The sequence below is a fragment of the Corynebacterium argentoratense DSM 44202 genome (assembly GCF_000590555.1).
GTDB lineage: Bacteria > Actinomycetota > Actinomycetes > Mycobacteriales > Mycobacteriaceae > Corynebacterium > Corynebacterium argentoratense.
On the sequence record NC_022198.1, the window covers coordinates 1,345,836 to 1,368,371 of the forward strand.

General features: G+C 58.8%; 19 protein-coding genes. 9 read left to right on the forward strand and 10 right to left on the reverse strand.

Annotation, left to right across the window (positions count from 1 at the left end; translation table 11 throughout):
- Window positions 1-108: 108 nt before the first annotated feature.
- From CARG_RS06365 to CARG_RS06375, 3 genes are read left to right on the forward strand one after another with little or no spacing between them, the layout of a single operon-like run.
- On the forward strand, window positions 109-495 hold the full coding sequence (locus CARG_RS06365; protein ID WP_236620135.1) for an acyl-CoA dehydrogenase family protein: 387 nt from the start codon (window positions 109-111) through the stop codon (window positions 493-495).
- 34 nt (window positions 496-529) lie between these two features.
- Window positions 530-1,237, forward strand: a complete 708-nt coding sequence (locus tag CARG_RS06370; protein ID WP_020976588.1) for a CoA transferase subunit A — start codon at window positions 530-532, stop codon at window positions 1,235-1,237.
- Window positions 1,224-1,853: a 3-oxoacid CoA-transferase subunit B gene (locus CARG_RS06375; RefSeq protein WP_081761639.1), complete on the forward strand. Its 630-nt coding sequence runs from the start codon at window positions 1,224-1,226 to the stop codon at window positions 1,851-1,853. The genes CARG_RS06370 and CARG_RS06375 overlap by 14 nt, the downstream gene beginning before the upstream one ends.
- Before the next feature lie 320 nt (window positions 1,854-2,173).
- Here the strand turns inward: CARG_RS06375 and CARG_RS06380 are convergent, their stop codons facing one another.
- The 3 genes from CARG_RS06380 to CARG_RS06390 form a co-directional block, all read right to left on the reverse strand.
- Entirely contained in the window at window positions 2,174-3,625 is a 1,452-nt protein-coding gene (locus CARG_RS06380; protein ID WP_020976591.1) for a purine-cytosine permease family protein, read from the reverse strand.
- A gap of 62 nt (window positions 3,626-3,687) precedes the next feature.
- A complete protein-coding gene (dnaE, locus tag CARG_RS06385; protein ID WP_020976592.1) occupies window positions 3,688-7,242 on the reverse strand; it encodes a DNA polymerase III subunit alpha in 3,555 nt (1,184 codons plus the stop codon).
- Between the two features lie 5 nt (window positions 7,243-7,247).
- The gene (locus tag CARG_RS06390; protein WP_020976593.1) at window positions 7,248-8,462 is read right to left on the reverse strand and encodes an aminotransferase class I/II-fold pyridoxal phosphate-dependent enzyme; all 1,215 of its coding nucleotides are present in this window, start codon (window positions 8,460-8,462) and stop codon (window positions 7,248-7,250) included.
- A 73-nt stretch (window positions 8,463-8,535) separates the two neighbouring features.
- Between CARG_RS06390 and rarD the strand changes: the two genes are divergently transcribed.
- Entirely contained in the window at window positions 8,536-9,444 is a 909-nt protein-coding gene (rarD, locus tag CARG_RS06395) for an EamA family transporter RarD (protein ID WP_020976594.1), read from the forward strand.
- Here rarD and CARG_RS10090 read toward each other — a convergent pair.
- From CARG_RS10090 to lspA, 3 genes are read right to left on the reverse strand one after another with little or no spacing between them, the layout of a single operon-like run.
- Window positions 9,336-9,887 (reverse strand): hypothetical protein, encoded by a 552-nt coding sequence (locus tag CARG_RS10090; protein ID WP_144198582.1) that lies wholly within the window; start codon window positions 9,885-9,887, stop codon window positions 9,336-9,338. The two genes, rarD and CARG_RS10090, sit on opposite strands and share 109 nt — an antisense overlap.
- Window positions 9,884-10,804, reverse strand: a complete 921-nt coding sequence (locus CARG_RS06400) for an RluA family pseudouridine synthase (protein ID WP_020976595.1) — start codon at window positions 10,802-10,804, stop codon at window positions 9,884-9,886. Before CARG_RS06400 ends, CARG_RS10090 begins: the two co-directional genes overlap by 4 nt.
- Window positions 10,801-11,265: a signal peptidase II gene (gene lspA, locus CARG_RS06405; RefSeq protein ID WP_041747600.1), complete on the reverse strand. Its 465-nt coding sequence runs from the start codon at window positions 11,263-11,265 to the stop codon at window positions 10,801-10,803. The genes CARG_RS06400 and lspA overlap by 4 nt, the downstream gene beginning before the upstream one ends.
- A gap of 86 nt (window positions 11,266-11,351) precedes the next feature.
- Here lspA and CARG_RS06410 point away from each other — a divergent pair, with 86 nt between their 5' ends.
- Entirely contained in the window at window positions 11,352-12,182 is an 831-nt protein-coding gene (locus CARG_RS06410; RefSeq protein WP_020976597.1) for a hypothetical protein, read from the forward strand.
- Between the two features lie 60 nt (window positions 12,183-12,242).
- On the opposite strand, the gene CARG_RS06415 is transcribed toward CARG_RS06410, so the two are convergent.
- Complete coding sequence (locus tag CARG_RS06415) at window positions 12,243-12,821, reverse strand: hypothetical protein (RefSeq protein ID WP_020976598.1); 579 nt, start codon at window positions 12,819-12,821, stop codon at window positions 12,243-12,245.
- Between the two features lie 8 nt (window positions 12,822-12,829).
- Between CARG_RS06415 and CARG_RS06420 the strand changes: the two genes are divergently transcribed.
- Both CARG_RS06420 and CARG_RS06425 read left to right on the forward strand, forming a co-directional pair.
- Complete coding sequence (locus CARG_RS06420; RefSeq protein ID WP_041747060.1) at window positions 12,830-13,789, forward strand: asparaginase; 960 nt, start codon at window positions 12,830-12,832, stop codon at window positions 13,787-13,789.
- 103 nt (window positions 13,790-13,892) lie between these two features.
- On the forward strand, window positions 13,893-15,464 hold the full coding sequence (locus tag CARG_RS06425; RefSeq protein ID WP_020976600.1) for an exonuclease domain-containing protein: 1,572 nt from the start codon (window positions 13,893-13,895) through the stop codon (window positions 15,462-15,464).
- Window positions 15,465-15,588: 124 nt separating this feature from the next.
- On the opposite strand, the gene CARG_RS06430 is transcribed toward CARG_RS06425, so the two are convergent.
- The gene (locus CARG_RS06430) at window positions 15,589-15,942 is read right to left on the reverse strand and encodes a zinc ribbon domain-containing protein YjdM (protein WP_020976601.1); all 354 of its coding nucleotides are present in this window, start codon (window positions 15,940-15,942) and stop codon (window positions 15,589-15,591) included.
- Between the two features lie 587 nt (window positions 15,943-16,529).
- Here CARG_RS06430 and CARG_RS06435 point away from each other — a divergent pair.
- Window positions 16,530-17,156, forward strand: a complete 627-nt coding sequence (locus tag CARG_RS06435) for a hypothetical protein (protein ID WP_020976602.1) — start codon at window positions 16,530-16,532, stop codon at window positions 17,154-17,156.
- Between the two features lie 41 nt (window positions 17,157-17,197).
- Here the strand turns inward: CARG_RS06435 and CARG_RS06440 are convergent, their stop codons facing one another.
- Window positions 17,198-18,559 (reverse strand): DNA polymerase IV, encoded by a 1,362-nt coding sequence (locus CARG_RS06440; RefSeq protein ID WP_020976603.1) that lies wholly within the window; start codon window positions 18,557-18,559, stop codon window positions 17,198-17,200.
- Window positions 18,560-18,903: 344 nt separating this feature from the next.
- Between CARG_RS06440 and CARG_RS10605 the strand changes: the two genes are divergently transcribed.
- Window positions 18,904-19,029, forward strand: a complete 126-nt coding sequence (locus CARG_RS10605) for a hypothetical protein (protein WP_020976604.1) — start codon at window positions 18,904-18,906, stop codon at window positions 19,027-19,029.
- A 148-nt stretch (window positions 19,030-19,177) separates the two neighbouring features.
- Here CARG_RS10605 and ileS read toward each other — a convergent pair whose 3' ends face one another.
- Window positions 19,178-22,372, reverse strand: coding sequence for an isoleucine--tRNA ligase (gene ileS, locus CARG_RS06445; protein ID WP_041747602.1), 3,195 nt, complete (start codon window positions 22,370-22,372; stop codon window positions 19,178-19,180).
- Window positions 22,373-22,536 lie beyond the last annotated feature (164 nt).

Sequence of the window (22,536 nt, forward strand, 5' to 3'; positions counted from 1 at the left end):
TCTTAACGCCTCGGAACGTTTTTGTGTTCTGGGTTACTACATTAATTTTTGTGAAGCATCAATAGAGGTATTTTAAGTCATTAATCGGATCATTCACCGAGAGGTGGTGTGAGAGTCGCTACATTCAGGGACACAGCACTAAACATCACCTATTGTTTCCACCCAAGGAGGTTTCCATGTCAACACCAACGCCTCCCTACCGACCTGATCAACTTCGAAGGTCTGCTCAGCGAGGACGAACGCGCGGTAGCCGAACGCGTGCGAGCCTTCGTCCAGCGTGAAATCAAACCCAACGTTGGCCGGTGGTTCGAAAACGCAGAGCTGCCCACCGAAATTTTCTCCAAGCTAGCCTCCGAGGGACTGTTTGGCATGCACCTCAAGGGCTATGGCTGCGCTGGCCTGTCGGCGCCCCAGTACGGTCTGGCCATGCAAGAACTAGAGGCCGGCGATTCCGGCATCCGCTTGGTGCTTTTGTTATCTGCTGTGCGGCTTTAAGTCTTATTATACTAATGCAGGTGAAGGTGAAGCCATGAAGTTATGTTCCCGCGCGGATGCGCTTGAGGGGATTAATGACGGCGCGACGATCGCTGTGGGCGGTTTTGGTCTCTGCGGCAATCCGACGGAGCTGATTGAGGACTTGATCGCCCGGGGTTGCACGCGTTTGACGATTATTTCGAACAATCTGGGTGCGCAGGGGGTGGGCTTGGGCAGGTTGCTTACTCTTGGCCGGGTGGAGCGCTCTATAGGTTCCTATATCGGCTCGAATAAGGAGTACGAGCAGATGTACTTGGATGGGAGGTTGTGTGTCGAGTTCACTCCGCAGGGCACGTTGGCAGAGCGTATGCGTGCGGCGGGTGCGGGTATTCCGGCGTTTTTCACCAAGGCTGGCGTAGGTACTGTGTTGGAGACCGGGGGGTTGCCTTATCGCTATGGCCCGGATGGTGCTGTGCTGGAGGCCAGTGAGCCGAAGGAAGTCCGTGAGTTTGATGGCCAGCGTTACCTGTTGGAAACGGCGTTGCACGCGGATTTTGCGCTGGTGCAGGGGCACATGGCGGATAGTTTCGGCAATGTGCACTTCCGTTACACTGCGCAGAATTTTAATCCGGAGGCGGCTATGTGCGCGAAGGTGAGCATTGTGCAGGCGCGCTGTGTTGTTGATGAGTTGCCGCCGGAGTTGATTGATCTGCCGGGTATTTATGTCGATCGTGTGGTGGAGGTGCCTGATGGGGTGGAGTAGGCAGCAGATGGCGCAGCGTGTGGCTGCGGATTTGCGGGATGGTCAGTATGTCAATGTCGGTATTGGGATGCCGACGTTGATTCCGGGGGCGTTGCCTGCTGGCCGCCGGATTGTGTTGCATTCCGAAAACGGGGTGTTGGGTGTGGGGCCTCGCCCGGAGCCTGGCTTGGAGGATGAGGATTTGATTGATGCCGGCAAGGCGCCGATTACGGCGGCCAAGGGGGCGTCATTTTTCTCTTCGTCGGTGTCCTTTGGGATGATTCGTTCCCAGCGTATTGACGTCGCGGTGCTCGGCGGTTTGCAGGTGTCTGCTGGTGGGGATTTGGCCAATTGGTCTGTGCCGGGGCGCGCTGCCAAGGGCATTGGTGGGGCCATGGATTTGGTGCATGGTGCCAAGCGAGTCATCGTGATGATGACTCATTGCACGGTGGATGGGCAACCGAAGTTGGTTGAGCAGTGTTCGCTCCCACTTACGGGTGCGGGTTGTGTGGACATGGTGGTGACAGATCTGGGTGTCTTTGCCATCGACGGTGGCCTGAGGCTTGTGGAGTTAGCCCCAGGTGAGACCATCGAGTCGGTGGCTGCGGTGACGGGTTGTGAGTTTAGCCGTCTGTGAGTTCGACGCTCCAGGTGGGTTTGTCCTCTGTGGTGAAGAACGTCGGGTTGTAGGTGAAGCTGTAGACACCGTTGTGGCCGGAGGCTTCGTAGCACATGTTGAATGTTTTGGTGCTTCCGGGTGCAAGGGCTACGTCCTGGAGGGCGTTGTGGCCCCGGATGGGGGTGCTGGAGGCATGGGCTGTGCACCAGGTTGGCCCATTGGGGGCTGCCCTGGCTGGCCAGCTGGGGGCTACCAGCCCGGCTGTTGTGGTGACTCGAATGGATTCGTCATGGGCTTACCTTATGTGCGGGTGGGTGCGTCTTCTCCTCCGGGCGGGGTTAGGCTCCGGTGGGTGGATGTGCGCCTTTCATGGCGCGTGCGGCTGCGGCTTCGATGGGATCGACCTCGGGCAGAATGGTCTGCTCGGGGATGACGCGTTTGTCCAGGGGGCGTAGTGCCATGTAGAGAACCGTGGTGGCGACTAGGCCGACAATCCAGGAGATGTCGGTGTCACCGATGTGTGCGACCAGGGGGCCGGTGTAGAAGCTGGTTGCCACGAATGGCATTTGAATGAGCACGCCTACAGCGAATGCAACAAGTGCTGCCCAGTTCCACTTGCCATAGCGACCATTGGGGTCGGACAGTGCGGGCACATCGTAGCGTTCCTTGGACACCCAGTAGTAGTCGGCGAGGTTGATCGCTGACCAGGGGATGAAGAAAGTCAGGAGGAACAGCAGGAAGGAGCTGAAGGCGTTAAGGAATTGGGCGGTTCCCCATACGGCTAGGCCCATGCTGGCTGCGGCCATGCAGAAGATTGCGATGAGTCGCTGGGTGGGGGTGACTTCTGCGCGTGCTCGGAAACCAGAATAAGCAGTGGTCATACACATGAATCCGCCGTAGATGTTGAGCACGTTGATGGTGAGTTTACCGACGGCGATCGAGAGGTAGATCAGCGCGGCGACTACACCTGCGGATCCTAGGCCGACGAAGGTTTCTACTTCGTGTCCGCGAAAGCTCTCCCCTGCCCATGCTGCGGTGAATACGCCCAGGCTCATAGAGATGGTGGAGCTGATGACGGTTCCTGCGAGGGTAGCTCCAAAGACGTGGGAGGTTTTAATGTCCGCCGGCAGGTAGCGAGAGTAGTCAGCGACGTAGGGGCCGTAAGCAATCTGCCAGGAGGCCGCGAGTGCGATGGCGAAGAGGAACTGCGGCAGGTCGAAGTGTTTGATGACTAGTAGCGCGGGCACATCGGCAACCATGAATAGGCGAACGATGAGGTACAGGAAGGCGACTGTGCTGACGAGGCTGACCCATCGGCCGAGTTTGTGGATGACGTTGTATCCGAAGACTGCGCACACGGTCGATACTGCGCCGAAGATGATGACGCCGCTCCATTGCGGTCCATCATAAAGTTCCGCGACTGCTTGGCCTGCGAGCACTGTGCCGGATGCGGAGAATCCCAGGTACATGAAGATGATGAGGATCAGTGGCAATGCTGCGCCATAGATGCCAAATTGGGCGCGGGAGGAGATCATCTGGGGTAGGCCGAGGTGCGGCCCTTGTGCGGAGTGCAGGGCCATGACGACGCCGCCGGCGATCTGTCCGATGAATAGGCCGATCAGGGACCAAAACACGTCGCCGCCGAAGACGAAGGCGAGCGCTCCGGTGACTAGTGCGGTGATCTGGAGGTTTGCGCCTACCCAGAGGGTGAATTGGTTCCAGGCGCTGCCGTGGCGTTCCTCAAGTGGGACGAATCCGACTGACCTGCGTTCGATGGTGGGTTGGGCCACGGGTGATCCTTAATAAATGATCGGTAGATACTCTAACGATCATTTAGATTACCTTAAGCATTTTATCCGAGGATGCCCGGTCCCATGGTTGCTTTGAGATCGCCCATGAGGGACCCTGATCGGTCGACCCGCAAGTGTTCTCCGAGAACCATAATGGTGGAGTTTTCGCCATCGACCAGATTGAGGTAGACGTCAGAGTCACCGGGGTTGGCCACCAAAACCTCCTTGAGTTTGGCGATATTGCTCATGCTGCACTGGTCGGTGCGCATGGTCAGACGCAGAGGTACTCCCCCGCCGGCAACGCCCAGATCAGGCATCTTCATGTCGTCACAGAACAGGCTCATGCGGTCCTCGCGGATCGATACGTGGGCCTTGGCAAGCACGATGTTGTCTTCGGCGATCATAGATCCGACCAGTGCATAGACCTTGTTGAACACCAACAACTCGACGCTGGCGCCGTTGTGGTCTTCCAGGGTGACAATGGCCCAGGGGGAGCCATCTTTTTTACTGAAGCGTCGGTCGACACCGCTGATAATGCCGCCGATGGTGACCTCTTGTCCGTGTCGGAGTTCACCACCCAAGATGGTGGTCAGCGGTGTATCGGTCTGTGCAGCAAGGGCCTCGTCGAACCCATCCAGCGGGTGCCCGGAGACGTAGAGGCCGAGCATTTCACGCTCCAACGCGAGCTCGTGTTTGCGCTCCCAATTATCCTCCGGAACAGAAATTGCGAACACGGAGGACGACGCGGCGTCCTCACCCGACAGGCTCGCAAACAAGTCGAACTGCCCCTTATCGGCGGCCTTCTTGGTGGTGATGACGGAATCGATGGCGTCTTCATGAATGAGCATGAGGCCCTTGCGGGTGTGCCCCATGGAGTCGAAGGCACCCGCTTTGATCAGCGACTCAGTCACACGCTTGGAACACGGCAGCGTATCGATCTTCTCGAGGTAGTCCGAGAAGTCCGTGAACGGGCCTTTTTCTTCGCGGGTTTTGACGATGGAGGCCACGACGTCCTCACCAACGTTGCGGACGGCACCCAGGCCGAAACGAATGTCTTCTCCCACTGATTGGAAGGTCAGAGCAGATTCGTTGACGTCCGGCGACAGCACATGGATACCCAGGTGGCGGCAATCAGACAGATAGATAGCCGATTTGTCCTTCTTGTCTGCCACACTTGTGAGCAGTGCCGCCATGTACTCGGCTGTGTAGTTGGCTTTGAGGTAGGCGGTCCAGAAACTGACCAATCCGTACCCTGCGGCGTGTGACTTGTTGAACGCGTAGGAAGCAAAGGGCTCGATGGTGTCCCAGAGTGCTTTAATCGCGGCGTCGGAAAAGCCGTTGGACTTCATGCCCGCTTCGAAAGTGATGAACTCTTTGGCGAGCACCTCGGGCTTCTTTTTACCCATGGCTTTGCGGAAGCCATCTGCCTGGCCGGCCGTGTAGTTGGCGACTTTTTGGGAGATACGCATGATCTGCTCTTGGTAGACGATCAGACCGTAGGTATCGGCGAGGATCTCCTGCAGAGGCTCTTCCAGTTCCGGGTGGATGGGGGTGATTTCTTCACGCCCATTCTTGCGGTCGGCATAGGCCCAGTGAGCACCCATGCCCATGGGGCCGGGGCGGTACAGCGCCAACGCGGCGACGATGTCGTCAAAGCCGGTGGGTTCCATGCGTTTGAGCAGTTCGCGCATGCCGCCGGAGTCCAACTGGAAGACACCAAGGGTGTCACCACGCGCAAGGAGTTTGTAGGCTTCTTCGTCATCGGTGGTCAAGGCTTCGAGGTCAAGGTCGAAACCACGGTTGGATTTAATGTTGTCGATGCAGTCGCCGATGACCGTGAGGTTACGCAGCCCCAGGAAGTCCATCTTCAGGAGGCCAATTTCTTCGCATGCCGGGTAGGGCCAGCCGGTGATCAGGGCGCCGTCCTGGGCGCGTTTCCACATGGGGATACAGTCCAGTAGTGGAACAGACGCCATGATGACGGCGCAGGCGTGCACGCCGGCTTGGCGGACAACGCCTTCAAGCCCTCGGGCGGTGTCGTAGATTTTTTTGACGTCTGGGTCGGTTTCGATCAGTGTGCGCACCTCGCCGGCTTCGCCATAACGAGGGTGCTCGGGGTCCATAATGCCCGATAGGGGGATGTCCTTGGCCATGATCGCCGGAGGCAGCGCTTTGGTGATGCGGTCGGCGATTTGGTAGCCGGGCTGACCAAACTGCACACGGGCTGAGTCTTTAATGGCTTGCTTGGTCTTGACGGTGCCGAAGGTGATGACCTGGGCGACTTTGTCTTCACCCCAGTTGTCGGCGGCGTAGCGGATCATTTCTCCGCGGCGTCGATCGTCGAAGTCGATATCAATATCGGGTGCGGACGGGCGCTCCGGGTTGAGGAAGCGCTCGAACAGCAGGCCGTGCTCGATGGGGTCGATGTTAGTGATAGTCAATGCGTAGGCAACAAGCGCGCCCGCAGCGGATCCACGCCCGGGACCTACGCGGATACCGATGGAGCGGGCGTGCTTAATCAAGTCGGCGACGATGAGGAAGTAGGACGGGTAGCCCTTCATGTCGATGACTTCGATTTCGTACTTCGCCCGATCTACGTATTCTTGCGGCACTTGGCCACCGTCGAAGCGATCCTTAAGCCCCTCCATCACCTGGTGGGTGAGCCAACTGGTGGGTGTATGCCTGTCTGGAACGTCGGCGATTGGCATGCGATCGTGGGTGTGTGGTTCCCAGATTTCACCATAATCTTGGACACGTTCGGCAATCAGCAGCGTGTTGTCACAAGCACCAGGAACCATGTTGTCCCAGGTAACGCGCATTTCTTCCGCCGACTTGATGTAGTAGCCGTCGCCGTCGAATTTAAAGCGGTCGGGGTCGGCCAGGGTTTTACCCGTTTGAACACACAGCATGGCCTCATGGGCCTCAGCTTGGCTTTTGAGCACATAGTGACAGTCGTTGGTCACCAGTGGCGGCAAATCCAGCTTGCGACCAATCTCCAGCAGCTCGCTGCGGACTCGATTTTCGATGTCCAGCCCGTGGTCCATCAACTCAAGGAAGTAATTTTCCTTGCCGTAAATATCCTGCCACATGGCTGCGGCTTCGAGTGCTTCATCGAATTGCCCAAGGCGCAAACGGGTCTGCACGTCGCCGGAAGGGCAGCCAGTGGTAGCGATAATGCCGGTGGCGTTTTCGGCGATAAGTTCCGCGTCCATGCGGGGCCATTTGCCCAACTGGCCTTCGTAGGATGCCATGGATGACAGGTAGAACAGATTGCGCAGCCCTGTAGCCGTTTCAGCCAGCATCGTTTGGTGTAGGTACGCACCGGATGCGGACACGTCGTCAGATTTTTGGTGGGGTTCACCCCACCGCACGCGCTGTTTGTTGAAACGCGATTCTGGTGCCAGGTAGGCCTCGATACCAATGATGGGTTTAATGCCCGCATCGACCATCTTGCGGTAGAAGGCATCAGAGCCGAACATGTTGCCGTGGTCGGTCATGCCGACGGCGGGCATACCTTGGCGTTTAACCTCCTCGGCTAGAAGATCCACCTTCGCCATTCCATCGAGCATGGAGTACTCGGTGTGGTTGTGGAGATGCACGAAGGAGGATTTACTCATGCGGCTTATTCTACGGGCCGCGTCAAACCTAGGTTTTCAAAGATTTCAGCGAGCACCCGTGCGCACTCTTTCACCTGCTCATCGGAGTGCGTGGCCATCACGGTGAGCCTCAAAATGGCCTGTCCGCGAGGCACCGTGGGGTATCGGATCGCGGGCGCTTGGATTCCTCGGTCTTGTAATGCTGCGGCTGCCTCGACGGCAAGGAGCTCATCGCCCACGTGAACGGGAATGATTGCTGACTGTTCCAAACCAGCCACCCCAACACCGGCTGCCCGCAGCAGTTCACGTAGCAACCGTGCGCGGGACTGCAGGCGCGATACCAACGCGGCGTCAACACGCGAGAGGGCCGCGTCAACTGCCGCGATCACCATGGGGCTGTTGCTGGTAGAAAACACATAGCTGCGTGCTTGATTGCGCAGCAGGGTGGCGACTTCCGGCCCACAACAGGCGTAACCGCCTTCCCCTCCGAGGGCTTTACTAGCGGTGCCGACCAGCACGTCTGGCCAGGCGCCCTGGAGCTCACACGTGCCCCTACCTGTTGGACCAAGGGTGCCGACGCCGTGGGCGTCATCGATATAGGACCACGCGCCGTAGCTGCGTGCTAGCTCGACGATATGGGGAACATCAGCGCAGGTGCCATGCATGCTGAACAACCCGTCGCTGATCACCAAGGCATGAGGCCGGGTGCGGGTGGCCAGCTGGGCTTCCAGGTCGTCATAGTCACAGTGTTTAAAAACGCGCACCCGGGCGCGTGCAATGCGGGCGCCGTCGATGATGCTGGCGTGGTTGTACTGGTCGGAGAAAATTTCAAAGTCGTCGCCGCGTTTGCCCACGATTGCAGAGATAGTCGACAGGTTGGCCTGGTAGCCGGTGGCGAAAAACACCGCTGCCGGATAGTTGAAAAAGCCGGCTAGGTGCGCTTCCAACTGCCTGTGAGCGTCTAGCGTGCCAGTGGTCAAGCGTGACCCACCGGAGCCTGCGCCGAGTGTGCGTGCGGCGTTGATCGCGGCGTCAATAACTATGGGGTCTTCGGCGAGGCCCAGGTAGTTGGAGCTGGAAAATAGTAGGCGTTGGGCGCCGTCGACTTCTGCGGTGGGGGTTTGGCCGGTGGAAAAGTGGCGTTCGAAGCGGGCGAGGCCTTGTGTGGCCCAGTCGGTGTTGCGTGTGGCGGCGTCGGCTTCGAGGCTGGTGTGGGAATGGGGGCTGGGTGCTGCTTTCACGGGCTTATTGTAGCCCGCAATTGAACGCTGTTTAATACGCTGCCCACTCCCCGCCGCCTGCTATGGTCTAGCCATGTTGTACGCGATCTTGGCTTACCTTCTGTGGGGTGCGTTCCCGGCGTTCTTTCCCCTGCTGGAGCCCGCAAGTCCGATGGAGATCCTGGCCCATCGCATTATTTGGACAGCCGTTTTTCTAGCAGGGTTGATCACAGTGACCCGTAAGTGGTCGGAGTTGCGGAAAGCCGACCGCACACAGTGGTTGCTTATCTCATCGGCTGCTGTGTTGATCGCCGCGAACTGGGGCGTGTACATCCTGGCGGTGAATTCCGGGCACGTGAATGAGGCCGCGTTGGGTTACTTCATTAATCCGCTGGTGGCGGTTGCACTGGGTGTTGTGTTTTATTCGGAACGTTTGAGCTTCCTGCAGAAAATCTCCATTGGTCTGGCTGCCGGGGCTGTGGTGTTGCTGATGGTGTTGGGCGGCCAGCCGCCGGTGTTGGGCTTGGTGTTGGCCTTTACTTTTGGTTTTTATGGGTTGATGAAAAAGCGGGTGTTGCTTAGCCCGATTGCCTCGCTGACGGCGGAGACTTTTGTGCTTTTGCCTGTGGCGTTGGGGTATGTTTTGCTCACTCCATCAACGTTTTCTTCCCATGGGCCAGGCCATGCTGCGTTGATGGTCAGTACTGGGATTGTTACTGCGGTGCCGTTGTTGTTGTTTGGCAAGGCGGCGAAGTTGGTGCCGTTGTCGGCGATTGGAATGGTTCAGTATTTGACGCCGTCAATGCAGATGCTGTGGGCGGTGTTCGTTGTGCATGAACACATTAGCCATGCCCGGTGGGTTGGTTTTTGCATTATTTGGACGGCGGTGGTGATTTACTTGGTGGATTCGAGCATCCGCACCCCGAGGCGCCCCCAGGATGCGTCGATAGGCGCACTGTCCACAACCGCTACGGACGGGTCGGAGGCTAAAGACTCCAGGTGATCTTTGTCTTCATACACAATGACGCCGCGTAGGGCCCGGGCGTCCATTCCGCGTGCGCGTGCGGCACTGAGGTAGCGTTCGAAGACGTCGCGGCGTCGGTCATCCCCGGTGGGTTCAGGTAGTGGGATGGCGGGTTGGCCGTCGATGAGCATGGCGTTGACGCGGCGGATGCCGTGACGCTCTAGGAGTTCGCCGGCATCACGGTCGACGAGGGGGTGGGTGAATGTGATGAGGGCGAAGGTGCGTTGGCCATCGGGGAGGTCTTTCCAACTGTCGGATACCCTATTGGCGTACTCATCGAGAGACTCGCCGGTGTCGGGGCCTAAGCTGTCGCCGTTGATGGCCATGGGTTTGGCGGTGCGGTCGGAGTAGCTGGCGGCGACGACTGCGCCGAGCATGGCGACAAGGCAGCCTGCGGATACCCATTGTTTCCAGCTGCTCATGCGCGCAACACATCCACGGCGTGCTGGAGGTCTGCTGGGTAGGGGGATTCGAAGGTCACCCATCGGCCGTCACCGGGGTGCGCGAATCCGAGGGATACAGCGTGTAGCCATTGGCGGTCGAGCCCGAGACGCGCGTTGAGTTTGGGGTCGGAGCCGTACATGGGGTCACCGCAGCAGGGGTGGTGGAGTGCGGAAAAGTGGACGCGGATTTGGTGGGTGCGGCCGGTTTCCAGGTGGATTTTTAGCAGGGCGGCTTCGCGGAAGGCTTCGATTGTTTCGTAGTGGGTGACGGAGTGTTTGCCGTCGGTGGTCACGGCAAAGCGCCAGCCAGCGGAAGGGTGCCGCCCGATGGGGGCTTCGATGGTTCCGGTCAGTGGGTCGGGGTGGCCTTGGACGAGCGCGTGGTAGGTCTTTTCGGGGGTGCGGTCGCGGAAGGCTCGCTTGAGCTGGGTGTAGGCACGCTCTGATGCGGCAACAACCATCACGCCGGAGGTGCCGACGTCGAGTCGCTGGACGATGCCTTGACGCTCTGGCGGGCCGGAGGTGGACACCCGAAAACCCGCAGCGGCGAGTCCCCCCACCACGGTGGGCCCCTCCCAGCCGACGGTGGGATGTGCCGCCACGCCGACGGGTTTATCCACGACGATGATGTCCTCGTCGGAATAAATAATGTCCATGCCTTCAACGGGCTCGACCTTAGGCATGACTTTTTTGGGCTCTGGCAGGCTGACTTCGAGCATGCAGTCGGCGGAGAGTCGATCTGATTTGCCGACCTCTACCCCATCGACGGTGATTTGTCCGGACTGCGCCAACTCGGCTGCGGCGGTGCGGGAGATTCCGCACAGTTTCGATACCGCGGCGTCAACACGCATTCCGTCGAGGCCTTCGGGGATGGGCAGGGTTCTGATTTGGCTCATTTTGCCTCCATGATGCTTCGAAGGACGATCAGTGCGACGCCGATGGTGATGGCGGAATCAGCGAGGTTGAACACGGCAAAACTACCGACGGAAATGAAGTCCACGACGTGGCCGACGAAAAATCCGGGTGCGCGGAAGAGGCGATCGATGACGTTGCCCAGCGCGCCGCCGGCGATGAGCGCTAGGCCAAGGCCGGCGATGGCATCGGGGCGGCCAAAAATCCGGGAGACTTTGCCGCGAAGGATGACGATGGTGATGCCGATGCCGAAAAACAATTGGATAGCGGTGAACACAGGCGTGAGGTTTTCGCCCATGGAAAACGCCGCCCCGGAGTTAAACAGAAGGTAGAAGCGGAACCAGTCGCCGATGAGGTACAGGGGTTGGCCCGGTTCTAAGGTGGCGAGCACCACGGCTTTGCTGAGCTGGTCAGCTGCAACGACTGCTGCGATGGCGGCAAGCAGGCTGCGGGTGTGTGGCCGGGTGCTGTTCACAGCGTTTCCTGTGTCATTCACGCCCCATATCATTGCACACCGGTAGCCTATAACCCATGAGTTACCCGCGTATTGCTGCCGCTGTGTGTGCGTGTTTGCTGCTTGTTGGTTGTGCTGATGGTGATTACTCGGGCACTGATGGGCAGGATCAGGCGTTGGATAATGCGGTGGGGGCGACTATTGATCAGCCGCGTGTGACGCTGAAGGAGCCTGGTCAGGATCCGAAGGTTGTGCGGTTTGACGTCGCGAACGTGGATACGTCGCGGGTGTTGGTGACTGCTACGGCTTTTGCGCAGGAGGTTGGTGGGGACCCTTCACTACCCGCACCGGATTCTGGTGAGCGTGAGCTGAAGGTCAGCCGCGAGGGTCAGGTGTTGCGTTTTGTGATGCCTGATGGTTTCCGCGCGACGTGGATGGATGTCGATGACACTGGGCGTTATTCCGCGGTGGCGTTTCGTGCGCCGGAAGATGCGTCGGATGAGCAGCGTGTGGCCGATGAAAAGGCGATGAAGTTACTGATGGCTGTGCCAGTGATTCTACCGACGGATGCCGTGGGTGTGGGCGGTTCGTGGTCGGTGGATTCGCGTGTTGCTGGGGATTCAACGTTGTTGCAGACGACGACGTATACGGTGACGGCGATGGACGATGAGGGAATGGATGTTGACGTCGCGGTGGTTCAGCGTCCTGCGGTGACGTCGGTTGGCGACGAGTTGGATGTGTTGGATTCTTCTAGCGAGTCGTCGGGCAGTATGCGTATTGATTTTGCCCAGCCAGTTCCGAGGTGGATGAGCGTGGATGTCTCGACGCGGGTGGTCTATGGCAAGCGTGGGGCTGATGATGCATTGAATGTTGTGCAGGATATGACAACGCACGTGGGGCTTAAGTAGTTGACAAAAATAAACGCCCAGGGTTATTCACCCTGAGCGTTTATTTGTCGTTGTGAAGGTTTATTGTTGTGCTTCGCCTACGGCGGGAGCTTCCATTCCTTCTGCGGGTGCGGCAGGGGCAGCGTCATTGCCGTCGGTGCACATGGCAGGGACCTGCTCTGGGGGCACAACGTTGGTGATCAGCATGCAGGCCCACTTGGTGGATAGTTTCCAGGTGCCGTCTTCGTAGACGAATTCGACGTCCTTGACGTTTTGTTCGGGGCGGTCCGGCAGGGTGAAGGTGACCAGTGCCAGTGCGGAGTTGGGGCTGTAGCCTTCCATGACTGGGTCTTCTACGCGGAATTCTGCGCCGGATTCTTCCTTGGCACGGACCATGGTGTCGAACAGTTCGGGGGCTTGCTCGCCGCCTTGGATGGCCTGTGCTTTTTCTTCGTTGGGTACGGCTGGGTCGACGACGCGGGCGAGAACTTCGTTGAGTTCTGCGGCGGTGGGGAGGTCTTGTTGGGTCGCAGTCGTGGACTGTGCGGTGGTGCTGCTGCGGGTGGTGTCAGCGGCTTTGTCCCCGTTGCTGGAGCAGGCTGCGACGCTCAGCATGGTGGTGACTGCGGCTGCGATAGCTATTAGTTTGCGAGTCTTCATGGGGGACTATGTTACCTGAGGCGCTCGGGTGTGGCACTCTGGATAGCATGAAGAAAATCGTGGTGTTGACTACTGGCGGGACTATTGCGTGCACGACTTCCCCGGAGGGCGTGCTGTTGCCGACGGTATCGGGGCGGGATCTGATTGCGCCGGTGGCGGCCCGTTTTGGGGAGGATTTTTCTTTTGATGTTCGGGAGTTGAATCGTCTGGATTCTGCGGCGATGACGTTTGCGGATGTTGATGAGATTGTTGGGGAAATTCACAGGGTTTTCGAAGATCCGTCTGTGACGGGCATTGTGGTCACTCATGGTACGGATTCGATGGAGGAGACTGCGGTTGCGGTGGATTGTTTCCATAATGATTCGCGGCCGGTGATTTTTACGGGGGCTCAGAAGTCTTTTGATCATCCGGAGGCTGATGGTCCGGGGAATTTGTTTGAGGCGTGTGTGATTGCTGCGGATGATTCTGCGCGTGGGATTGGCACCTTGGTGGTGTTTGGGCATGCGGTGATCCCTGCTCGTGGGTGCGTGAAGTGGCATACCAGTGACGAGTTAGCGTTTGCGACTAATGGTCCGGAGGAGCCAACACGCCCGGATCCGATTGCTCCGGTTGCGTTGGATGGCACTCGGGTGGATATTGTGCCGGCGTTTGCGGGGGCTGATCGGACGCTTATTGATGCTGCGGTGGCTGCGGGTGCAGAGGGCATTGTGGTGGAGGCGATGGGTGCTGGCAATGTGGGGCGTCAGTTGGCGTTGGGCATTGTTGATGCGTTGGATGCGGGGATTCCGGTGGTTGTGACAACGCGTGTGCCTCGGGGTGATGTGTTTGGTTCGTATGGTGGCGCCGGTGGCGGTGCGACGTTGGCGGCGAAGGGTGCGTTGGGGTCGACGTATTTTAGGGCGGCGCAGGCTCGTGTGTTGTTGGCGGTGGCGATTGCTAGTGGCGTGCACCCTGCGACCTTGTTTTAGCTTGTCTTAGCTCGTTTGTTACCCCCTCTTCACCGAAAGAGGGGGTCTTTTTTGTTTTACCTTCTATGATGAGCGCAAAACTAGTGTGAGAGGTGAACCTATCGTGTCGCAGCCTGACCTTTATGACAATCGTGGTTTTGCGGTAGTGGATGTGGAGACCAGTGGTCTTTCCCAGTGGGATCGTGTGATCGAAATTGGGCTGGTGCTGTTGGATCCGCAGTTTCAGGTTCAGGGCGAGTGGCAGACGTTGGTGTGGTCGAAGCGGGTGGGTTCGACGGAGCATCATGGGTTGACGCGGGAGGATCTTGAGGATGCGCCTGCGTTTGCGGAGATCGCCGATGAGTTCGCCTCGCTGCTGCATGGCAGGGTTTTTGTAGCGCATAATGTGAGTTTTGATGCGCGTATGTTGCGTTCGGAGTTTGAGCGTGTGGGGGTGGATGCTGGGGAGTTCTTCAACAATTCGGTGTGCACGATGCTTGTTGGCCGTGAGCGTTTTGGGTGCACGGGTAAGTTGTCGGATTGCTTGCGCATGGCGGGGATTGCGCAGTCTGGTGCGCATCATGCGATGAATGATGCCCGGCATACGGCGGAGCTGTTGCAGTTTTTTGCCTCCGATAAGGCGGCGCAGAAGATTTTGTTGCGTCGTGAGTACACGTTGGAGGACATGGTGGGTGTACGGCAGTTGGGGTTGGTCCGCGGGACGAGGCTTGCCCGTGGTGAGCAGTTGCCGGAGGGGGCCCAGCGTGGTTGGGTTGCGCGTGTAGCTAGTCGTGTGCCGGCTTCGGGGGATGCGCGGGTGGATAAGTACCGTTCGGTGTTGGCTAAGGCCTTGGCTGATGGCTATGTGTCGCGTGCGGAGGTGCGGGAGCTTGGCGATGTTGCACGTTCAGTGGGTCTTGACGCCGCGGGGGTTCAGGCCGAGCATTTGCGTTTCTTTTCCCAGGTGGCGTTGGCTGCGTGGGAGGATGGGGTGCTTGATGCTGATGAGCGTGCGCGTTTGTTGACTGTGGCGCAGTGTTTGGAGGTGCCGGCACGGGTGCGGGATCGTTTGTTGGCCGAACCGGTGGATGTGGTGTCGGTTGCCAGGGGTGGTGTGTGGTCGCCTGGTGAAGGGTCCCGTGTAAGTTTTGTGGGTCGTTTGTCGCAGCCTGCTGCCGCGTGGGATGGGCGTTTGGAGGAGTTGGGGCTTACTCGGGGTGCTTTGGCGAAGTCGACGGCTGTGTTGGTGGCGGCTGATCCTGCTGCACCGTTGGCTACGGTGGCGAAGGCGCGTGCTGCGGGTATTCCGGTGGTTGACGAGGTCAACTTTGTTGAGCTGCTGGATGTGTTGGAAGAGCGGCTGCACTCCCCCGCTGACGAGGTTGATGCAACGGATCCTGTTGTCGATCCAGCGCCCGTTGAGCCAGCTGCCGTTGAGCCAGCTGCCGCTCCCGCCCCTGAGGCTCAAGAGCCCGAGCCTGCGCCAGAGGCTCAAAAGCCCGAGCCCCAGCAACCTCCGGCTCAGCAGCCTGCAGCTCAGATAGCTACCCCGGTGCAAGCTGTTGCTACCCCTCAACAGCCTGCACCGTATGGCGTTGAATCTAAGAAGTCTGTGAGCCCGGCGCTGGGTTGCGGTTGCGCGACGATCGCGTTGTTCGTTGTTGTGGTGGTCGTGCTGGTTTTGCTTATGGTCTAGCCAACATAAAAATTCTGCAAAGTATCGGTTAGAACCTCTGCAAACTGCCGGATAGACTCGCTGCAAAATATCGAATAAGCAGGTTGAGGACACGCTTGCCCTAGTTGCTGGGCGCCTTGGCCACTTAGGCTTTTTTCACGATTGATGATTTGAGTTTCATCGCTCCGAAGCCGTCGATTTTGCAGTCGATGTTGTGCTCGCCGCCGTCAGGGTTGAGCCGGATGTTGCGTACTTTCATCCCGGCTTTGAGGGGTTGCTGGGCGCCTTTGACTTTCATGGTGGTGGTGATGGTGACAGTGTCGCCGTCCTGCAACGGGTTGCCCACGGCGTCAACGATGACGTCGCGTTGGGTGTCGGTTTCCGCGTCGTTGTTGGCGCTGTCGGCGGTGAATTCGTGGGCACATTCGGGGCAGATGATCAGCGCGTCGAGTTCATAGGTGTAGTCGCTGCTGCATTCGGGGCAGGAGGGGATGCTCATGGGTTTAAGTGTCCCACTTCCTCGTTGTTCGGGCGAATCTGCGGAGTACATGGCGAGCTAGGCAGCGCAGTATTGGTTCAGTAGATGACACAGTAGCGACACAGTAGAGCAACGCCTCTACCTGCGCTAATACCCCCACCGGCCATACAATTGCTCCACAGCATGACACAGTAACCCGTAGGCCCCGCTGGTGACTTCGAGTAATGACGACCCCATCAAAACAGGCCCTGTTTGAAAGGTCTTCGCAACGTGGATGTTGCTGAGGTTTTGGGAAAGTCCCGCACGACAGCTAATCGGCCGTAATGACGCCGCGGGCCCTCCGCTCCAGGCAACTATTCGGGATTTCCGAATAGTTGACCGATCTCTCAGTCCGGCTCGTAAGCCAATATCACGAGCCCGGGCTGTAGTCGCTAGAGCTCGCCTGCTGTCGCGGCGAGGTAGCACTCCATCAGGGCAGCAACGATGTCTTTTTCCTCGATTCCAAGGGCGAACCCGTAGGCTTTTCCACTGCCGCATCGAGGGCTTTGTGGACCTTCATAAGCGCTGGGTAAAGCTAGGAATCGTCAGGCTGCATCGATAGTTGCTTCATGCCCGACTTCGACGAAACCGTGCCGGAAACACTATCGGCTCCCCACGGTAACGCGCACCCCAGTAGCTTCCACCCCGGACCACAATCGGCCTACAAATTTATAGCCCTGTTCAAAGCGAAGTCTAAACAATTGAACAGCAGCCACGCTTTCAGCGATCCCACCCTACCGTCAGGCTACTTCCCTGGTGCCGCCAGTGTCATTCTGACCATGTGCCACAGCGGCCTGCAACATCTAACCCTCCAAGAAGTCGAAACCAGGCTCAAAACCATCGACGCGCGCAATCGCCCAACCAGCAATGACGAGCACGAAGCCCTCCGGCTCTACTACTTCTACGGCGACGGCCGCACATGGGATGAGTGCGTTCGGGACAAAACACTCCTGCTCAAGCATGAGCAACAAGTTCTGGATCTCCTTGACAATCCCGATCTCCTGGAGGAGCTAAAATCGCCACACATGCCAGGTTCATCCCTGGCTCCACTGAATCTCCAGGAGTTTATCGAGCACCTGAATGAACTCGACGACCCCGATACCTACGTCCGTCAACTCTTCAGCAACGGCCCCGTGTCTTTCAAGCGGCCGGATGGCTTCCCGAGCGACCTGGGCGATCTCTTCGATCGTGAATAACGCACCAGCATGGGGTCGTCCCTCGGATTGAACCGGAAACGCTACCTGTCACCCCACGCCAAACTATCCAAAGGGTCCCCCGGCCGCAGCGCAGGATCATCCGTCGCGAAACTTTTTGTCCGCCCCGGCGGCGTCGCCCTCGTCTCAAAACGAACTGTCATCCGCCCAAAACCCACACCTTGGATCCACCCATGCCCATATTCTTCATGCACGACATCCTGGGTAGCCCACCAATCACTCATGACGTCGCGTTCAATCTGCAGGTCCTCAGCAACCGTCGCGGGCGCACGCACCCCCACCTCGTAATCAACATCTGTATCTTTGGCTAATGCAACCGGCTGCAACTCCGGAAACAGCGCATCCTGCATGCCAAACTCCAGGCCAGAAAACGACACCCCTACCAGGCGAATGGGCCCGACCTCGTTGGGGTAGCGCACCAAACTACCGGCCATCTTTTCCAACACGTGCTCATTGTCTGTCGCATAGTCAATACTGTGCGAGCGGCTTTGGGTTTGAAAGTCTGCCAACTTCAGCTTCACGCTCACCGTCCGGGCGCCACGGCCATCCTTCAGCAGCCTACGGTAAGCAGCATTAAAGGCCCGGTCCACCGCAGCGTCAACCTCCGCAGAAGTCGTCAGGTCTTTCGGGTAGGTGTATTCCGCACCGATTGACTTGGAGACGCCCCGCGGCTCCACCGGTTCCGGGTCGATGCCGCGCGCACGCTGCCACAAACTCAAACCAACGGCACGCCCGAGTGTCATTTCGGCTTCTTTCTGCGTCAGCGCAGCCAAGTCTTCGATGGTCTCAACACCAATCTGACGCAGCTTCTGCCCGGCCACCGCCCCCACACCCCACAATTTCCTTACTGGAAGTGGTGCCAGAAACTCCATCTCGGTGTCCCGCGGCAGCACCATCACCCCATCGGGTTTAGCCAGGCCAGAGGCAATCTTGGCGTACTGTTTGCCCGAACCCGCACCAATCGATGCCGTTAGACCCGTCACCTCAAGCACCTTGGCGCGCAGCCCTTCTGCCCAATCGCCGACTTCTTCTTCGGTGGCGCCGACTAACTGCTGGGGTTCGATGAAGGCTTCGTCGATGCTGATCTGCTGGATCACCCCCGCTTGCTCCGCCACCAGTGAAAACACCCTGTGCGACGCTGCCGAATACACCGCATGTCGGGGCCTCACCACCACAACCCCAGGGCCAACCTGTCGTTTAGCTTGGTTGGTGGGCATCGCCGAATGCGCCCCGAACGCACGTGCCTCATAGCTTGCGCCAGCGACGACGCCGCGTCCTCCCATGCCACCAACCAGCACCGGGCGGCCACGGAGGGTGGGGCGGGTGAGCTGCTCGACGGATGCGAAAAAAGCATCCATATCGATGTGCAAAACCCAGCGAGACATACTTACAACCTTAACTGGCGGTTGCCCCATCACAGATAGAAGTAAGCCTCGCTGACTACACGAGGTCAATCACTGGATCGAAGCAACATTCGCGAGGCCCAATTCCAGACTAGAGTTTAGTCCAAAAACGCCCCTGACCAGGAGAGCCTGTCCAGAGTCTCGCCAAATTCTGCCCAACACTCTCATTCCTGACTCTCGCCAGAGTCTCAACAAACTGTCACCAGACTCTAAGGCCCTGGCGGCGGCAACCACTTGGGGCACCATCATGGCTAACCAGCCCTACGTCAGGCGGCGCTACCCCCCGGGGGTAGTGGAAGCAGACACTTGTCGCTAGTGCCACACCCATGAAACGATTCGCAGCAGCCGCCCTCGCAGCATTGACCACCGCCAGCTTGATGACCCCCGCGCAGGCCGACACCCTCGACGGAATTCGCGCCATCTTCGACGTACTCACCGGAAAACCCCCCTGAGCTAGACAGCTATCCTCTCTTAAACACAGGGTGGGGTTGGGGAGTTTCCGCGAACGATTCTGCAGCCGGGCGGCCTCGTAGTCGCCGCCCGGCGAAGCCAAGAGAGCGGGAGCTACCCCAACCCCGCCCTCTCAGTTTTTGAAGGTCTCTAGGCCTTCTTGACACAGGTGGCTGTCACACCATCGATGATCTGGTGCTCGCCAGCCGCACCACTGTCTGCCGCGAAAATATCGAAGCTGGTGGCCAGCACTTCCCCGGCGATGAACTCTTGGTGGCGCTGCGCCCATTCGAGTTTGTCAGCCGGTACGTGGAGAGTGACCTCGATGCGGTCGGACACATCGAAACCGCTGGCCTTGCGGGCATCCTGGAGGCCACGAACGATGTCAGCGGCCCAGCCTTCGGCCTCGAGTTCCTCAGTGAGGTTCATATCCAGGACGACCAGCCCACCGACGCCTTCGATCTGTGCGGTGGATTCGGGGTCTGTCGCGACTAGACGCTCGGTGTATTCACCGGCCTGCAGTTCGATACCGTCTGCCACAACAACATCACCTTCGCGGGTGTAGTTGCCGGCCTTGACTGCCTTGATGGCGCGTTGGACGTCACCGCCGAGGCGGGGGCCAGCCACGCGGGCGTTGACGACAACCTCGAAGCGTCCGACGGAGTCGACGTCATCGGTCAAAGAAACTTCCTTGACGTTGACTTCGTCGCGGATGATGTCTGCGAAGGGCTCAAGTCGGCCGGATTGTTCCAGGGCAACGGTGAGTTTCGGCAGGGGTAGGCGGTTGCGCAGTTTGTGTGCTTTGCGTACGGAGGATGCTGCGGAGCAGACGCCGCGGATGTCGTCCATGGTGCGGACTAGTTCGTCGTCAGCTGGGTAGTCGGCAGCGTTGGGGTAGTCGGTGAGGTGCACCGAGCGCTCGCCGGTGAGTCCGCGCCAGATGACTTCGGTGACCATGGGCAGCAAGGGGGCTGCGACGCGGCAGAGGGTTTCCAGCACGGTGTAGAGGGTGTTGAAGGCCTCGAGGTGCTCGCTGTCGCCTGCCCAGAAGCGGGCGCGGGAGCGACGCACGTACCAGTTGGTGAGGGCGTCGCAGAACCAGCGCACTTCGTCGCAGGCTCGGGCGATGTCGGTGCCGTCGAGGGCGTCTTGAACGTTGGCGACGAGGTTGTGGAGCTTTGCGAGGATGTAGCGGTCCAGCACGTTGGTGCTGCTGGTGTCGAACTGTGCTTCTTTCTCTGAGTAGAGGGTGAGGAAGCTGTAGGCGTTCCACATGGGCAGTAATGCTTGGCGTACGCCCTCGCGGATGCCTTGTTCGGTGACGATGAGGTTGCCGCCGCGCAGGATCGGGGAGCTCATGAGGAACCAGCGCATCGCGTCGGAGCCGTCACGGTCGAACACTTCGTTGACGTTTGGGTAGTTGCCCTTGGACTTACTCATCTTCAGTCCGTCGTCGCCTAGGACGATGCCGTGGGCCACGACTTTTTTGTAGCTGGGCTTATCCAGTAGTGCGGTTGCGAGGACGTGCATGGTGTAGAACCAGCCACGGGTTTGGCCGGAGTACTCGACGATGAAGTCCGCAGGCCAGTGGGCCTCGCACCACTCTTTGTTTTCAAAGGGGTAGTGCTTTTGTGCGTAGAACATGGAGCCGGATTCGAACCAGCAGTCGAGGACCTCGGGCACACGTCGCATGGTGGACTTGCCGGTCGGGTCGTCAGGATTAGGGCGGGTGAGCTCGTCGATGTAGGGACGGTGCAGGGAGGTTGGGCGAACACCGAAGTCGCGCTCTAGCTCGTCTAGGGAACCGTAGACGTCGACGCGCGGGTAGTTGTCATCGTCAGAGACCCACACCGGGATGGGTGAGCCCCAGTAGCGGTTGCGGGAGATGTTCCAGTCGCGAGCACCTTCGAGCCACTTGCCGAACTGGCCGTCACGAATGTGCGCCGGCATCCATTCGATCTCCTGGTTGAGTTCCACCATGCGATCGCGGATTTTGGTGACAGCAACGAACCACGATGGCAGAGCCATGTAGATCAGGGGTTCACCGGAGCGCCACGAGTGGGGGTAGGAGTGCTCAATGGTCTGGTGGCGCAGCACGCGGCCTGCTGCCTTCAGATCGGCGATGATTGATTTGTTGGCGTCGAAGACGAGCTGGCCTTCGTAGTCCGGAACCTGGTTGGTGAATTTGCCATCCATATCCACGGGGATGACGACCTCGATACCGTAGGCTGCGCAGGTGTTCATATCGTCTTCACCGAAGGCGGGTGCCTGGTGGACGATACCTGTGCCGTCTTCGGTGGTGACGTAGTCGGCTTCCAGGATCTGGAAAGCGTTGGGGTGGTCCGCGAAGTAGTCAAACACCGGGGTGTAGGTAAGACCTGCGAGGTCTGCACCGCTGAAGGTGGTGACGACTTCGTGCTCTTTACCGAATTCCTTGACGTAGGCGCCAACCAAGGGCTCTGCGATGAGGAAAGTGCGGCCGACGAAGGCCTCTGCCCCGTCCTTTCCGACCTTCACGAGCACGTAGCTGACGGTGGGGTTAACTGCCAGTGCGAGGTTGGAGGGAAGCGTCCACGGGGTGGTCGTCCAGGCGAGCGCCGCAGCGTAATGAAGCTCTGGGTGTGCAGCCCAGGTGTCTTCGCCCCTGGTGCCTGCCACTGCCCCAGTCAACGGCAGGGTGACAGTCAGCGTGGGGTCCTGGCGCATCTTGTAGGAGTCATCCAGGCGGGTCTCCTGATTCGACAGCGGAGTGTGCTCAGCCCAAGAGTAAGGAAGGACGCGGAACCCCTGGTAAACGAGCCCCTTGTCGTAGAGCTGTTTGAACGCCCACATCACGGATTCCATGAAGTCTAGATCCATGGTCTTGTAGCCGTTGTCGAAATCCACCCAGCGAGCCTGGCGGGTGACGTAGTCTTTCCATTCCTCGGTGTAACGCAAGACGGAGGTGGCACAGTATTCGTTGAACTTGGCCAGGCCCATGGCCTCGACTTCACCCTTGTCCTTGATCCCGAGCTGCTTTTCGGCCTCGAGCTCAGCAGGCAAGCCGTGGCAGTCCCAGCCGAAGACACGGCCGACTTTCTTGCCACGCATGGTTTGGTAACGGGGGATGATGTCTTTGACGTAGCCAGTCAAAAGGTGGCCATAGTGGGGCAAACCGTTAGCAAAAGGAGGACCGTCGAAGAAGGTATATTCTTCGCAGCCTTCACGCTGGTCAATGGACGCTTGGAAGGTTCCATCAGTACGCCAAAACTCCAGAACGTTTTGTTCCATGTCCGGGAACTTAGCCGAACCACCGGTCATATCGACGCGTGGGTAAATCGCCACTGTTAACTCCTTTAAAAACATTGTTTCTTCGGGTGCAGGGACGTGACTGTGCACGCGGTACCACCCTGCTTGCTCGCCCAAAAAGAGACGAGCCACTTGTTTCTAAAGGAGATGTCGGTCCCACCCGCCCGGTTCTACTGAGTCTCGTGACTGTTCTTCCGGGTGCTCCCCGGTGATAGCCGGAT